15 protein-coding genes are annotated in these 14,888 nt (G+C 59.7%); 7 read left to right on the top strand and 8 right to left on the bottom strand.

The annotated features are described in order from the left end of the window. Positions 1–4: 4 nt before the first annotated feature. Positions 5–724: a response regulator gene (locus IE087_RS03545; RefSeq protein WP_189367726.1), complete on the bottom strand. Its 720-nt coding sequence runs from the start codon at positions 722–724 to the stop codon at positions 5–7. A 128-nt stretch (positions 725–852) separates the two neighbouring features. Here IE087_RS03545 and mce point away from each other — a divergent pair, with 128 nt between their 5' ends. Together mce and IE087_RS03555 are read left to right on the top strand one after the other, a co-directional pair. Beyond that, positions 853–1,257 carry a methylmalonyl-CoA epimerase gene (gene mce / locus IE087_RS03550; protein WP_189367727.1) on the top strand — a complete coding sequence of 135 codons (405 nt, stop codon included), beginning with the start codon at positions 853–855 and terminating at the stop codon, positions 1,255–1,257. Further along, a complete protein-coding gene (locus tag IE087_RS03555) occupies positions 1,257–1,532 on the top strand; it encodes a DUF1467 family protein (RefSeq protein WP_189367729.1) in 276 nt (91 codons plus the stop codon). The genes mce and IE087_RS03555 overlap by 1 nt, the downstream gene beginning before the upstream one ends. Here IE087_RS03555 and IE087_RS03560 read toward each other — a convergent pair. The 5 genes from IE087_RS03560 to IE087_RS03580 all read right to left on the bottom strand — a co-directional run bounded on the left by IE087_RS03560 (position 1,483) and on the right by IE087_RS03580 (position 5,631). Then, positions 1,483–2,208, bottom strand: coding sequence for an EI24 domain-containing protein (locus IE087_RS03560; RefSeq protein ID WP_189367730.1), 726 nt, complete (start codon positions 2,206–2,208; stop codon positions 1,483–1,485). The two genes, IE087_RS03555 and IE087_RS03560, sit on opposite strands and share 50 nt — an antisense overlap. Then, entirely contained in the window at positions 2,205–2,783 is a 579-nt protein-coding gene (locus IE087_RS03565; protein WP_189367731.1) for a nitroreductase family protein, read from the bottom strand. Before IE087_RS03565 ends, IE087_RS03560 begins: the two co-directional genes overlap by 4 nt. An 84-nt stretch (positions 2,784–2,867) precedes the next feature. After that, on the bottom strand, positions 2,868–3,974 hold the full coding sequence (locus IE087_RS03570; RefSeq protein WP_189367734.1) for a histone deacetylase-like amidohydrolase: 1,107 nt from the start codon (positions 3,972–3,974) through the stop codon (positions 2,868–2,870). A gap of 219 nt (positions 3,975–4,193) precedes the next feature. Further along, on the bottom strand, positions 4,194–4,679 hold the full coding sequence (locus IE087_RS03575) for a VOC family protein (protein WP_189367736.1): 486 nt from the start codon (positions 4,677–4,679) through the stop codon (positions 4,194–4,196). 157 nt (positions 4,680–4,836) lie between these two features. After that, the gene (locus IE087_RS03580) at positions 4,837–5,631 is read right to left on the bottom strand and encodes a helix-turn-helix domain-containing protein (RefSeq protein WP_189367738.1); all 795 of its coding nucleotides are present in this window, start codon (positions 5,629–5,631) and stop codon (positions 4,837–4,839) included. Between the two features lie 113 nt (positions 5,632–5,744). Between IE087_RS03580 and IE087_RS03585 the strand changes: the two genes are divergently transcribed. Beyond that, positions 5,745–6,635 carry an SRPBCC family protein gene (locus IE087_RS03585; RefSeq protein ID WP_189367740.1) on the top strand — a complete coding sequence of 297 codons (891 nt, stop codon included), beginning with the start codon at positions 5,745–5,747 and terminating at the stop codon, positions 6,633–6,635. A 55-nt stretch (positions 6,636–6,690) separates the two neighbouring features. Here the strand turns inward: IE087_RS03585 and trpS are convergent, their stop codons facing one another. Further along, positions 6,691–7,713 carry a tryptophan--tRNA ligase gene (gene trpS / locus IE087_RS03590; RefSeq protein WP_189367741.1) on the bottom strand — a complete coding sequence of 341 codons (1,023 nt, stop codon included), beginning with the start codon at positions 7,711–7,713 and terminating at the stop codon, positions 6,691–6,693. 73 nt (positions 7,714–7,786) lie between these two features. Here trpS and IE087_RS03595 point away from each other — a divergent pair, with 73 nt between their 5' ends. Then, positions 7,787–8,470, top strand: coding sequence for a rhomboid family intramembrane serine protease (locus tag IE087_RS03595; RefSeq protein ID WP_189367743.1), 684 nt, complete (start codon positions 7,787–7,789; stop codon positions 8,468–8,470). Here the strand turns inward: IE087_RS03595 and murJ are convergent. Beyond that, positions 8,467–10,005, bottom strand: a complete 1,539-nt coding sequence (gene murJ / locus IE087_RS03600) for a murein biosynthesis integral membrane protein MurJ (RefSeq protein WP_189367745.1) — start codon at positions 10,003–10,005, stop codon at positions 8,467–8,469. The two genes, IE087_RS03595 and murJ, sit on opposite strands and share 4 nt — an antisense overlap. A 224-nt stretch (positions 10,006–10,229) precedes the next feature. Here murJ and IE087_RS03605 point away from each other — a divergent pair, with 224 nt between their 5' ends. The 3 genes from IE087_RS03605 to glgB all read left to right on the top strand — a co-directional run bounded on the left by IE087_RS03605 (position 10,230) and on the right by glgB (position 14,885). After that, positions 10,230–10,772: an aspartyl/asparaginyl beta-hydroxylase domain-containing protein gene (locus IE087_RS03605; protein WP_189367747.1), complete on the top strand. Its 543-nt coding sequence runs from the start codon at positions 10,230–10,232 to the stop codon at positions 10,770–10,772. 331 nt (positions 10,773–11,103) lie between these two features. After that, complete coding sequence (locus IE087_RS03610; RefSeq protein WP_189367749.1) at positions 11,104–12,693, top strand: alpha-amylase family glycosyl hydrolase; 1,590 nt, start codon at positions 11,104–11,106, stop codon at positions 12,691–12,693. A 35-nt stretch (positions 12,694–12,728) separates the two neighbouring features. Further along, complete coding sequence (glgB, locus tag IE087_RS03615; protein ID WP_189367750.1) at positions 12,729–14,885, top strand: 1,4-alpha-glucan branching protein GlgB; 2,157 nt, start codon at positions 12,729–12,731, stop codon at positions 14,883–14,885. Positions 14,886–14,888: the final 3 nt, after the last annotated feature.

Genomic DNA, 14,888 nt, shown 5'->3' on the forward strand with positions numbered 1-14,888 from the left:
GCCGTCAAATCGCGATCTTCTCGGCCAACCGATCCTGGATCAGTCCCGCAATGACAGCCGTTTCAGATGCCGCGGCATCGCCCCTTGCACGCTTGGCGGCCAAAGCGTCCGTTGCTTGCAACAGCTCGGCATCCTGTGCGCTGCGTGCGACCCCGCCAAGGAACTGAACCACGTAGTCAAGCGTGCGAGCATCGTGCACGTCTTCCAGAACATCAGCAACATGCACCATGTCATCGCGATAGGCGATAGGGTCGGGTTCCACGTCTCCCTCTGGGAGCGTGCGTGGCCCCAGCGGTTGCCTGTCTTCTGGCAGGTGTACCAGGATTGCCTCCTGGAAGTTGGCGAGTGAAACCACTGGCTTTTCCAGGAAACCGTCTGCGCCAGCGTCCAATGCCCGGTTTGCGCTGTCTACATCGCCGGAGATGCCAAGGATGACATCAGGTCTTTGTCCCGCTGTAGCAAGGTCACTTATGAGATCGGCACCATTCCCGTCTGGCAGCCCTAAATCGATGATGGCGACGGACGGGCGGTACACCTGAAGGTGCCGTCGGGCGGCACGCATCGTATCAGCGCGCCTGATGCGGGCACCGCTGCGCAGGCAAAGCAGCCTCATCGCTTCGCAGGCATAGCGGCTATCCTCGATCACGAGAACGGTCAGGCCCAAGAGCGGTCGCAAGGCGGTTGGGGCCGGGTAATTCGGTTTGAACGGGTCCGTCGTGTCCATCAGATCCTCCAAATACTCTTGCGACTCATCGTTACGTCCCCATGCCTAACAGCGCGTTAACGTCACATTGCACCTTGTCTGTCTCTTGGTGATAAGGGCGCAAATGCCAGCCAAAGGAGCCTTAGAACATGATTGGTCGCCTGAACCACGTTGCCATTGCCGTCCCCGACCTTGAGGCCGCCGCCGCGCAATATCGCAGCGCGCTGGGCGCAAATGTCGGTGAGCCGCAAGATGAACCCGATCACGGCGTGACCGTCATTTTCATCGAGCTGCCGAACACCAAGATCGAGTTGTTGTATCCGCTGGGGGAAAACAGCCCCATCCAAGGGTTTCTGGACAAGAACCCCGCTGGCGGTATTCACCATGTATGCTACGAGGTCGAAGACATCATCGCGGCGCGTGATCATCTGAAGGCCAGCGGCCTGCGCGTACTGGGCAACGGCGAGCCCAAGATCGGCGCCCATGGCAAGCCTGTGTTGTTCCTGCACCCAAAGGATATGAACGGCACCCTGACCGAGCTTGAGCAGGTCTGATGGGCATCACATCTGCCCTTGTCCTGTATGCTGTCATCTGGTGGCTGTGCTTCCTGATCGCCCTGCCGATCAAGGTGCAAACGCAGGGTGACTTGGGCGAAGTTGAACCCGGCACGCATGCAGGCGCGCCGGAACATCATCACACGCGCCGGAAAGCATGGATCGTCACGTGGGTGGCCTTGGTTCTGTGGATCATCATTGCCGGTATCATCTTGTCAGGATGGATCAGTCTGGACGATATGAATTTCTTTGATCGGGCGATTGAGCCGCTATGACACTGTGAAAGATGTGGGTGAATGTTGCTGCCCCGATGATTGGGATCAGCAGATTCACCAACGGCACACTGAGTGGGATGGCCATGAGCGTACCCGCAAGCCAGATCGTTCCGCTATGGGCACGCCGTAGCTCCTTGGCTTGCGCGCGACCGACACGGCGTATGGCTGCGAGGGTGAAGTATTCCCGACCCAGCAAGAACCCGTTCAGGCCCCAGAAGATGAAGGGGGCAGCGGGCGTGAAGATCACGTAAAGGATCAGTGCCAATATGTTGGCGCCGATCAGCACGCCCAGAAAGTTTATCGTATCCACAACTGCATCCCCAAACGGGACGTTCTGTGCCGGTGGCAGGTTGGGGTAGTGCCGATCTTCGACCGCCTGCGCGACCTCATCGAGGAACATGGATGTTATGGCGGAGGCAACCGGCATCATTAGGAAGATCGACAGCACAAGGAACAGGAGGAATGAGCTCCATGTGATGATGTCGCCAAGCCAAGTGATGGTGCCGAACCAAGGGACGGATACACCGTCTGCCGTGAGCCAACCGATGAACCAGACAAAGCCTGATGTGGCTGCGACCAGAAGTGCGATCGTAAGGGCAATCCCCAGCAGCAGGACCCGCCGAAAGCGCGGGTCACTGATCTGGCCGAGGGCTGAGAAAAAGGCAGTCAGGATCATGCGTCGACCCACGTGGTGATGGCCTGTACGTCGGGGCGGGGTCGTTCCGGCGGGGCGGAGGTTTCGGTGCCGATATGGACGAACCCTGCGATCCGTTCGTTTTCGGCTAGGCCAAGTGCATCCGTCATGAACCCGCGATCATGGCTGGGCCACCCGCTGAGCCAGTTTGCGCCCCATCCCGCTGCGAGGGCGGCATTGAGCAGCGAGAGACAAACGGCGCCAGCCGAGTAAGTCATTTCCAAAGCAGGGATTTTTTCGACTGGGCGCGTGATTTCCACGACCACGACGGCAAGGTGTCCCTGATCGAATTGCGACCGTCCTTTCACGATCTGGTCGGGGTCAAGGCCAAGGGCCAGTCCTCGTTGTTCCGCCGTTGCGGCCAGACGGGGCATTGCGGCTTTGCCCAGGATGATAAAGCGCCACGGTTCCAGTTTGCCATGATCTGGGGTGCGGGCCGCTGCCGTCAGAAGCTGTTCGAGCGTTGCCCGGTCCGGCACGGGTTCTCGCAGCGTTTTGGCGGGACGAGACCGGCGGGTCATAAGGAAGTCGAGGGCAGCTTGGTTTCTTGTGGGCATATGTTACGCCTTTTTACATGTTGATGTGCATGTCGTGGCGATTGGCTGCGACGTCAAGGGGTTAGAGCCCAAGTTGTTGGGCCATTAGAACCCAAGTTGTTGGGCCACATGGTCTATTTCGGCGCGCAGGAAGGCATCGAATCTTGGTCCCGGTTGGCGGCTTTTGAGCGCCCGGGCCATGGGGTCTGCGGCCGTGATCTTGCTTCCTGATAGGGCTTCGAGTGTGGCGTGACCGCAGAAGGGGACGTAGATTTCAGAGTAGCCGCCCTCGTGGCTGAGAACCAGTTTGCCATCGCAAATGCGCTTGGCCAGGGCTTTGATTTTCAACGTCATTTCGCGAAAGGTTTCGGCAGTGGCGAGCATCCGGGCGAGAGGGTCGACAGCGGCTGCGTCAAAGCCGCAGGCCACGATGATCAGGTCCGGATCGAACGCTTCGATGGCGGGAACGGCAACCCGGTCAATGGCGTGGAGATAGGCGGTATGGCCTGCCCCGGCAGGCAAGGGGAGATTGACGTTTGCGTCTTGCCCGGCACCCTTTCCACGATCCGCTAAGTGTCCTGTGTCCAAGGGGTAATTCCCTTCCTGGTGAAAGGAGATGGTGAGTATATCTGACCGGTCGTAGAAGATGGATTCCGTGCCGTTGCCATGGTGCACATCCCAGTCCAGAACAGCGACTTTCAGGTCGGGGCGGCTGGTTTTAGCGGCCTCGATCGCGATGGCGATATTGGCCATCAGGCAGAAGCCCATGGGCGTTGCCGCCTCGCAATGATGGCCCGGCGGGCGGGCGAGGGCGTACGCGTTTTCATGGGTGCCTTTCAACACGGCTTCGACCGCTGCGGTGGTGAGGCCTGCGGCCAGCGCAGCAATCTCATATCCACCGGTGGCAAAGGGCGCGTGGTGACCAATCTCGCCCCCTTGAGCATCGGATAAGGCTTTGAATTCATTCAGGTAGGTTTCGGGGTGCACGCGTAGCAACTGGTCATGCGTCGCCGCGTCAGCCGTTGTGACATGTAGATCATTTGTCAGACCTGTAACATCCATCAGGTTCTTCATTCGCCGCTTGGTTTCAGGGCTTTCGGGCAGGCCGCCGGCGGCCAATGGTTGCACCAATCCACCCAAGGGTACGGTAAAGGCATAGTTGCCACCGCCGTGCCACATGGTGCGTTCGTCCCAGAAGAATGCGGTGCTCATGGTACCCTCCGTTTGGTGTCGGCAAGGTGGCGGAAATCGGGGGGCGACGCAACGTACGGTGGGGGTATCGCGCAGTAGCTGGCGAATCGTGGTTAACCGCCATGAAACAAGGGATTTCGGCGATGCACCATACGTGCACCCCCTGTACACCCCCCGTACACCGGTTGTGCACCATTTGCAGGTTTAACGGGGCGTACGGTGCCTTTTGTTACCAAAGGATTAACGGCCTTCCGCCAAGAGCGCGGGTACGTCCAGCGGAGCGTTGTTCATGGCAATGGCACCATCCGATGTGCGAGGCCAATCAGCCTCGGGGCGATCCCTATACAGTTCGATCCCGTTGCCATCTGGGTCGCGGAAATAGACGGCTTCCGATACGCCGTGATCCGCCGCGCCATCCAGCGCTGTGCCGTGATCCAACACACGCCCCAGGGCTGCGCCCAGGGATGCGCGGTCGGGGAAGACGAAGGCGACGTGATAGAGTCCTGCCGCCCGCTCGGGTGCCGGGCCAGCGCCGCGCGAGTGCCACGTGTTCAGACCGATATGGTGGTGATAGCCGCCCGCTGACAGAAACGCGGCCTGATCGCCATAGCGCTGTGTCAGGGTGAAGCCGAGGACATCACGGTAGAACATGATGGATTGTTCGAGGTCGGTGACCTTGAGGTGAATGTGGCCGACGCGGGTCTCGGCGGGAACGCTTTGGGTCATGATCTGTCTCCTGTGACAGGAGAGTTAAGTGTGCAAACCTTTGTTGCCTATTTGCGGATGCGCACAGAATAGGTGCAGAACAGCGGACAAGCCCATGTGGTCCGTGCGGCAAGCACAAAGGCGCCCTCAGGATCGGTGGCATCGCGCATTCCAAGGCTCATTTGGCCGTCGTGAACCAGTGGCGCGTTTGTTCATCGGCTGGCAGCAGCGTTTCGATCCGTAAATCGTCAAGAGTGGCGTCCATGCTCATGCCGACGGTAGCGATCAGCGAGAACAACCTTAACTCAGAGCCATCTATCAAAAACTCTATCGTTAGAACCGGAGCGGGATGCCCTTGCGGGCGGTCCGCAACGGCCTCGGCGACACCCGGAAGCGCCCTTAACTCGTCTAACAGCAGTTTGCCTTCTTGGTCATGTGGTCTGCGCGCAACCTCAAGGTCTAGCAAACGGAACAAAGCCCTGGTCACCTCTGACCAGTTGCGGATGTTATTGCGCAGCGTGCCCGGCGAAAACACATCGCGAAGCAGGTTGGGTTGCCCGGTGCCGCCCGCAGCCGCGAAGAATCTCATGGCGCTTTGATTGGCCTTTTGCAGGTTCCAGATCCGGTCGACCGACACCGCCGGGAAGGGTTCGTGCCCTTTCAGTACATGTTCGATTGAAACGTCCACGGCGTTGCGCACATCTGCGCTCCAGCTTGCGTCGGCGGACTGGGGTGCGAACCCGGCTGCGACAAGCATGACGTCATGTTCAGCTGCGGGCATTTCGAGTGCTTCGCATAACTGCCGCACCGCATACCGGCTTGGCTTGGAGCGCCCCGTTTCGAGAAAGCTGACATGGCGCTGAGACATGCCTGCGTGGAGGGCAAGCTCAAGTTGGCTGACATGCCGCCTGTTGCGCCATGATTTCAACAACGGGCCGAATGCGTCCTGTGGTCGGTTCATCAAGAGTGTCATGCCTCCTCGTTCGCACAAAGAACTGCGTGTTCCTATTACGTAAGAGGTAATTGAGACAAAGGGTTCCGGGTGGGAGTTTCGGTGGCGACAGATCACATCACCGGAGGTTCCTCATGCCACGTTCTGCAGCAGCCCGCGCTTTCCTCAAACTGAACAGCCAGTTTTCAGCGCTCAACGGTCTTGCCCTTTTGCTGGCGGCAGGGACCCTTACCCCTGTCCTGTTTGCGCATCCAGTCGATTGGGCAGCGTTGGGGTTGCGCGGTCTTGGGGTTGGCCTTCTGGCATTTGCAGGCGTGGTTTACCTGTTGTCCAGGAACAAGTTTCTTTCGCGCGCTGCGGTCAATGAAATCGTCGTTCTAGATGCGCTGTGGGTTATCGGAAGTGTTCTGTTGATCGCCTTCTTCGGTAGCGTGTTCACGACGTATGGCATGGTTATTTTGACTGTGGTCGCGATGGTTGTTGCTTTCTTTGCAGTTTCGCAATTTGCATCCGCGGCGAAAATCAAGCCACCGGTCCCGATTGCAGATGTGTCGATGCGGGACGGGAAGCTCCATGCAACTGTTCAGCGAAGAGTAAACGCACCGGCAAACACGGTTTGGGACGTCATGACGGACCATCCTGCCTATGCGGACGTCGCGGACAACATCTCGAAAGTTGAGGTTCTGGCCGGCGATGGATTGGGCATGACCCGGCGCTGCTATGGTCCGAAGGGCGAGCATTGGGAAGAAACCTGTGACCTTTTCGAACCGGGCCACACCTATGGGTTCCGGATCCACACTGAGGCAGATGACTACCCTTATCCGTTCTCCGAGTTATCCGGGCGCTGGACCGTTGAGGCGCAGCCAACGGGGTCGGAATTCGACATCAAGATTGTCGCCGCTTTGAAGGGGAATGTGTTGTCGAAGTGGTTGTTTGCGACGATGGCGAAACCGAAGTTCAAAGCAGTTCTCATTGACCTCGCTGATGCTTGGGCCAAGCGGATGGAGCGAGAAGCCAAATCCTAGCTGACCAAGGAGCGCCAAAATCGCGGGGCATTCTATGAGAAGCTAGTATGTCCCGTTAGCTGCCAACCATGCCCACGATCTCGTACGTCTTTTTGAGGATCGGTTGCGTGATCTCGCGTGCTTGTTCGGCGCCACGGGCCAGCAGCCTGTCGATCTCGGGCACGTCATCCATCAATCGAGTCATTTCAGACGCGATGGGGCTGAGTTTCTCGACTGCCAATTCTGCCAGTGCCGGTTTGAAGGCGCCGAATTGCGCGCCGCCGTGATCGGCCAGCACCTGCTCGACACTCATATCAGCCAAAGCCGCATAGATGTTCACGAGGTTGCGCGCCTCTGGGCGGTCATCCAGCCCTTTGTATTCGGAGGGCAGAGCGTCGGGGTCGGTCTTGGCCTTGCGGATTTTCTTGGCGATCGTGTCGGCGTCGTCCGTCATGTTGATGCGGGAGGCGTCCGAAGGGTCGGACTTGGACATTTTCTTGGACCCGTCGCGCAGGCTCATCACACGCGTTGCCGCCCCTTTGATCACCGGTTCGGTGAGGGGGAAGAAGTCAACGCCGTAGTCATGATTGAACTTGGCGGCGATGTCGCGTGTCAGTTCAAGGTGCTGCTTTTGGTCGTCGCCCACGGGTACGTGAGTGGCGTGGTAGATCAGGATATCAGCCGCCATCAAGGCCGGGTAGCCAAACAGACCAAGCGACGCGTTCTGCGCGTTCTTGCCTGCCTTGTCCTTGAACTGCGTCATGCGTTGCATCCAGCCCATGCGGGCCACGCAATTGAAGACCCAGCCCAGCTGCGCGTGTTCAGGCACCTGGGATTGGTTGATGAGAATCGACTTTTCGGGATCTACGCCCGCCGCGATATAGGCTGCGGCCAGCTCGCGGGTCTTGGCCGCCAGTTCCGCGGGGTCCTGCCAGACGGTGATCGCGTGCAGATCCACCATGCAATAGATCGTCTGGTAGGTGCCTTCGTCTTGCATCTCCACGTAGCGTTTTAACGCGCCAAGGTAGTTGCCCAGCGTCAGGCCGCCCGACGGTTGCATGCCCGAGAACACGCGGGGTGTGAATTGGCTGTCTGACATCGGCTTACCTCTGGGCAAATTTGCGTCGTTGGCTTACCCATGGCTTAAACAAAGTTCAAGCAGGCAGGCCCCCATGTCCGAGCATCATGACCCAAGCCCCGTGAACCCGTTGCCGCCAGCCGTCTGGCTGTTGTTTCTGGCGATTGCCCTGCCCGAGCTGGCGTTTTCGCTGGGCGAAGCGAACCTGATCGGGGGCCCGGGGGCGGTCGGGTGGAGACTACAGGCCCTGAACGACTACAGTTTTTCCGGCGAGGCCTTCGACTACATGCTGGGCAACGGCATCCTGTTGCCCGAACACATGCTGCGCTTTCTGACCTATCCCTTTGTGCATGGCACGTTCACGTCGACCCTGTTTGCCGGGGTCATCCTGCTGGCCATGGGCAAGATGGTGGGCGAAGTGATGGGCGGCTGGGCGGTGATCCTGCTGTTTGTGCTTTGCGGTGTCTTTGGTGCGCTGGTCTTTGGCCTGATCACCGATCAGGCGTGGCTGATCGGCGCCTACCCTTCCGTCTATGGCCTGATTGGCGTCTTCACCTTCTTGCTGTGGCAAAAGCTGGCGGCGACCGGCGGGCCGCAGGCACGCGCCTTTACGCTGATCGGGGTGCTGATGGGGCTGCAGTTGCTGTTCGGGATGTTCTTTCAGGTCGGCTATGCTTGGGTGGCGGAGCTATCTGGGTTTTGTGCAGGCTTTGCCCTGACGGCTTTTGTCATGCCGGGTGGCTGGGCGCGGGTGCTGACAACCCTACGCCGCCGCTAGCCACGCCGCACGGCGCCGCGGATGTCCGACAACTTCATCGCGCCGATGACATGGGCGATGCCGAAATAGCTGACCGCCCCGAGAATGATCAACACCACAAGCGCGACGTAGCGCACCCCGTCCGTGCCAAGGGCTGGTTTCAACAGGCTTGCGAAAACCCCCAGAACGATCCCCATTGCAAGCGATGCAATAACGATGCGCGGCAGGCGCTGGCGGTATCGGGCGTCAACCTGCACCACGTCTCCCATCCCCCGTAGCCCCAGATAGAGCAGACCCAGCATGGCCCAACCCGCCACCGTCGTGGCAATGGCCGGGGCGATCCAGCCGATTGCAGGCGACAGGCCGACGGCGATCGCAGCATTGATCACCATCGCCAAGAGTGCGTAGTGGAAGGGTCGCTTGGTGTCCCCGCGGGCGAAATATTGCGGCTGAAGCACTTTTTGCAGCACGAAGGCGGGCAGGCCCGCACCGTAGATGGCAACGGCAACTGCAATAGCTGCGGCATCATCCGCCCCTGTGGCGCCTCGTTGAAACAAGACCGACACCAAGGGCAAGGGGATCACCATAAGCGCCACGGCACTGGGCAACGTAAGCGCCATTGAGAACTCCGCGGCACGGGAATAGGCGGTGCGTGCGCCATCGGTGTCATTGGCCCTGAGCCTGCGGGACAGGTCCGGCAGCAGCACGATGCCCACGGCTATGCCCACAACCCCAAGCGGCAGCTGATACAGCCGGTCGGCCGCAAACAGCCAGCTGACCGCATTGTCATAGGTCGAGGCAACAAGCTGGCCGACAACTAGGTTCACCTGCATCACGCCAGTGGCCAGTGCGGCTGGTATCGCCGTGCGCACCATCAGGCTCATGTCCGGCGTCCATCGGGGGCGCCCAAGACGCAGGGCGAACCCTGCCTGCGCGGCCGCGCCCCATGTCAGCGCCAATTGCGCTACGCCCGCCAGTGGGATGGTCCAGATCAGCCAAGTGATCGCCGTGCCGCCTGTGGCCCACGCCAATGTCATGGCAGCGATCACCATCACATTCAGCAGGACGGGAGCGGCAGCGGCAGCCGCAAAGCGACCCGTGGCGTTGAGTACGCCTGAAAACAGGGCCGAAAGCGACATGAAAAAGATGTAGGGAAAGACGATGCGGCCAAAGCCGACCGCAAGATCAAAGCGTTCTTCCCCGAACCCGCCCGCCGTGGCCCAGACAAGGCCGGGCATGAAGATCATGGCAAGCGCAGTCAGCATCAATGTAACCAGCGCCAGCCCGTTCAGGGCATCACGGCCGAATTTTGCGGCGTCCTCGTCCCCTTCGAGCTTGCTGGAGAACATCGGAACAAAGGCCGCGTTAAACGCCCCTTCGGCAAAGAAACGGCGGAACATGTTGGGCAGGCGAAAGGCCGCGACAAAGGCATCCATCAGCGGGCCGGGACCGATCAGCGACAGGATCATGATCTCGCGCACGAAGCCCAAGATGCGGCTAAGCAGCGTCCAGACCCCGACGGTCAGAAAGCCGCTGATGAGGCGGATCGGTTTCATTGCAAAGGGGGTAGCGGGTGGCGCGCGCGGGCGCAATGCCCGGGGTTAAGGCGTCTGGTTGTCAAACGTCAGCGGAAACAGCTCTTCTGCATCCTTACAAAGGGATTCCAAAACGCGAGAAAATGCCTGCCGGGTTGGCCGGCCCTGTTCGTCCGACGCCTGCACGATTGCTTGACGCCCCACCCCCGCCGCCGATAGCCTTTCTCCAGTCTTGGGGGGCATCAATGACGCAGGCATCTGACCGCATAAAACTACCTTTGCACTTCGACGCGCAACGCATGTTGGACGAGCTTTCCACGGACCTTGCCAAGCCATTCTTGTATTATTCAGTCGTCATGCTGACCGTGCCACAGGATATGAACGCGCATACTGGTGCATCGCGATCCCCTTCAAAGGACAATGGTGATCTCAGCGATATTCCATACATCAAGTCGATTATTGATGGGTTTCGCGAACACACCGTAGTTACCTTGACGCGCTTGCTGCGACTTGAAGGCGGGGCCGAGGTCAAAGAACACACTGACCCCACCCTTGGCCTGGACGTTCCGGACAGCGTTGTCAGGCTGACGATCCCGATCACACCCACGGATGACGTGGATTTCCTGCTGAATGGCGAGCCGGTCCCGATGCAGCCGGGAGAATGCTGGTACATGAAGCTGAACGACCCGCACAAGGTTTTGCACCACGGCACGGCCGAGCGCGTCAATCTTGCAATCGATGTGGTTCCGAACGACTGGGTGCTAGAAAAATTGGGTCTCGCCGCTTAGGCAAACCAATTGGGCCGGGCACATTCGAAAAGCGATGGGTTGACTTGGCGTGTTTTCGGGCGGGATCGCCAAGGTTTGTACCTTTCTTCGTCACAAAGCCGGTGAATGGCTTACGTGCCGAAAAGGATGAATCGTGATGCCGTTCAAAAACGGTCATGGCTGATAACCAGGGTCGCTGATGCACAAGTCGCGGTTATTCGCGAGGCGATCATTCGATTGCATGTACATGGCATCCACCCGGTCAGTTGCGAAACTGATGATTTTTGCCTTGCCGCCGCTTGTCAAAGCGCTTTGAATGCCAATGCAGCATCTCTAATCAAAGGCAGAAGCAATGGCAGACGGACAAGACTGGTGGCGCGGGTCGGTGACCTATCAGATCTACCCCCGGTCCTTCATGGATGCGGACGGAGATGGGATTGGGGACATCAAAGGCATCATGGACCGGTTGGACCATGTGGCGTCGCTGGGTGTCGATGCGATCTGGTTGAGTCCGGTGTTTCCGTCGCCCATGGCGGATATGGGATATGATGTATCGGACTATCTGGACATCGACCCGACCTTTGGCACATTGGCCGAGTTTGATGCCATGGTCGAGAAGGCCCATGCGCTGGGCCTGAAGGTCATAATTGACCAGGTGCTGAGCCACGCGTCGGACCAGCATGCGTTGTTCACCGAGAGCCGTCAGAGCCGGGACAACCCCAAGGCCGATTGGTTTATCTGGGCTGATCCCAACCCCGATGGCACGCCGCCGAACAATTGGCTGTCGATCTTTGGTGGCCCGGCCTGGACCTGGGATGCGCGTCGCCGCCAATACTACATGCACAACTTCCTGAAAGAGCAGCCGGACTGGAATTTCCACAATCCGGAGGTGCAGGATTACCTGCTGGACTGCGTACGCTTCTGGTTGGAGCGGGGTGTGGATGGGTTCCGTCTTGATACCGTCAACTTCTATTTCCACGATCATCTTTTGCGCGACAACGCGGCCAACCCGTCCGATTGGGCCCAGGACGCCGTTCGCCCGTTCGAGATGCAGTACACGCTGTTTTCCAAGAACCGGCCCGAGAACCTCGGGTTCCTGAAACGTCTGCGCGCGCTGCTGGATGAATATGACGCCCGCACCATGGTGGGCGAAGTCGGCGACAGCCACCATTCGATAGATATCATGGGGCAGTACACCTCGGGCCATCGTCTGCACATGGCCTACAGCTTTGAAATGCTGGGGCCGGATTTTTCGCCCAAGCATTTCCGCGAGCGGATCGAGGCGTTCTTTCGCGATGCCCCCGAGGGGTGGCCGTGCTGGGCGTTTTCCAACCATGACGTGCCGCGCCATGTGGGCCGCTGGCTGGAGCATGGGGTGGATCAGGATGCGTTGGCCAAGCAGGCCGCCGCGTTGCTGCTGAGCTTTGAAGGGTCGATCTGCATCTACCAAGGGGAAGAGCTGGGGCAAGTGGATACTGTTCTCAGCTTTGATGAGTTGACTGACCCTGAAGGCATCAACTTTTGGCCCGAGAAAACGGGGCGCGATGGGTGCCGGACGCCGATGGTGTGGGAGGCTGGTGCCGCCAATGGGGGCTTTAGCCAAGCCAACCGCACGTGGTTGCCGGTGAAGGAGCCGCAGGCGGCGCGCGCTGTGTCAACGCAGGGAGAGAACAGCGTGCTGGCGTTTTACCGTGAGATGCTGGCGCTGCGCCGTGGGTCCGAGGATTTGCGGGAGGGCAAGACGGCGTTTCTTGATCTGCCGGAACCCGTGCTAGGGTTCACGCGAGGGGAGAACATGATGTGCCTGTATAACCTGTCGCCCGATCCGGTCACTGTGGATGCGCCCCATGCGGTGACGTCCATTCTGGACCAATCCGCCGAGGTGGACGGTGCACGCGTGACCCTGGGTGGCAGCGGTTTTCTGATCGGGCGTATCGCTTGATGGGTGGGGCGGACACGACCAGTTTGCCGCCCCATATGACCCAAGGGGATGTCGATGCGCTGCTTGGTGCGCGCCATGACCGGCCCTTTGACGTGCTTGGTTTTCACAAGACCGGACGCGCGGCGTGGTGCGTCGCCCTGGTGCCGGACGCGACCGCCGTTGTGGCGACCGTGGGGCGCAAGAAGGTTCCGCTGGAACGTGTTGAGGGGCCGCTGTTTGCGGCACAGGTGCCGAACTTCAAATCCGCGCATCGCTTGACGGCGACATTTACCGACGGGTCGGAATGGGCGTTCGAGGACCCGTATCGTTTTGGCCCTGTCCTGACGGAGATGGATCAGCACCTCATGGGTGAGGGCACGCATCGCCAGTTGTGGCATGCGCTGGGCGCACACGTGACTGAGGTGGATGGCGTCACGGGCACGCATTTTGCTGTCTGGGCGCCCAACGCTGCGCGTGTGTCGGTTGTGGGGGACTTCAATATTTGGGATGGCCGCCGACATCCGATGCGCCGTGTGGGAGAGACCGGTGTGTGGGAGATTTTCCTGCCGGGCATTTGTGACGGTGATCTCTATAAATATGAGATCGCGCCGCAGGAGGGCGCGCCGTTTCTCAAGGCTGACCCGGTGGGTTTTGGGGCGCAGCATCCGCCCGAGACATCCTCTGTCGTGCGGGACATTTCCGGCTATGGCTGGGATGATGCCCACTGGATGGCGGGGCGTGGTGTAGCCCAGCAGCGCGACAAGCCGATTTCCGTCTACGAGGTGCATCTCGGGTCGTGGCGGCACACTGCCGACGGACGCAGGCTCAGCTACAAGGAACTGGCGACCGAGCTTGTGGACTATGCCGTGTGGATGGGCTTCACCCATCTGGAGTTTCTGCCGATCAGCGAGTTTCCGTTTGATGGGTCTTGGGGCTATCAGCCCTTGGGCCTCTATGCCCCGACAATCCGCTTTGGCCCGCCGCACGAGTTCCGCGATCTGGTAGAGGCGGCGCACAAGGCGGGGCTGGGTGTGATCCTGGACTGGGTGCCCGGGCACTTCCCGTCTGATGCCCATGGGTTGGCACAGTTTGACGGCACGCATCTCTATGAGCACGCCGATCCGCGTGAGGGGTTCCACCAGGACTGGAACACGCTGATCTATAACTATGGCCGGAACGAGGTGAAGAATCACTTGACCGCCAATGCGCTCTATTGGTTCAAGGAATACCACATCGACGGGCTGCGCGTGGATGCTGTTGCCTCGATGCTGTACCGCGATTACTCGCGTGCGGATGGGGAGTGGGTGCCCAACAAGGATGGTGGGCGCGAGAATTACGAGGCCATCGATTTCCTCAAGGAGATGAACACCGTCTGCTATGGCGAGGTCGATGGGATCATGACCGTGGCCGAGGAAAGTACCGCCTTTCCGGGTGTGTCGACGCCCGTCGACGCGGGCGGCCTTGGCTTTGGCTACAAGTGGAACATGGGGTGGATGAACGACACCCTGCGGTACATCGAAAAGGACCCGGTGCATCGGAAATACGATCATCATCTGATGACGGCCCCGATTGATTATTCATTCTCGGAAAACTTTGTCCTGCCGATCAGCCATGACGAGGTGGTGCATGGCAAGGGGTCGATGATCGGCAAGATGCCGGGCAACGAGTGGGAGAAGTTTGCCAACCTGCGGGCCTATTACGGCTTCATGTGGGGACATCCGGGTAAGAAGCTGCTGTTCATGGGCTGCGAGTTTGGCCAGTGGGCCGAATGGAACCATGATGTGAGCCTGGATTGGGATTCGCTGCATGGGGAACGGCAAAAGGGCCTGCAAGCGCTGGTGCGCGATCTCAACCATTTGTATCGCGACACGCCTGCGCTGCATCGACGGGATTGCGACCCGTCGGGTTTTTATTGGATCGCCAATGATCCCGACCAGTCCCTGACGGCTTTTGTGCGGCGGGGCGAGGACGGCGATGCGCCTGTTGTGGTCGTGTGCAATTTCACTCCGGTGGAGCGTCAGTGGCGCATCGGTGTGCCTGCGTCCGGAACCTGGGAGGAGGTTCTGAACAGCGATGCGGCCGCTTATGGCGGTGGGAACCGGGGCAACGAGGGCGCGGTCCAGAGCCAGATTGGCGAGTGGGACGGGTTACCGCAATTTGTGGACATCACTGTGCCGCCTTTGGCGACCGTGATTTTCCGACACAAAACATAGGGA

Source organism: Tateyamaria omphalii, from assembly GCF_014651375.1.
GTDB lineage: Bacteria > Pseudomonadota > Alphaproteobacteria > Rhodobacterales > Rhodobacteraceae > Tateyamaria > Tateyamaria omphalii.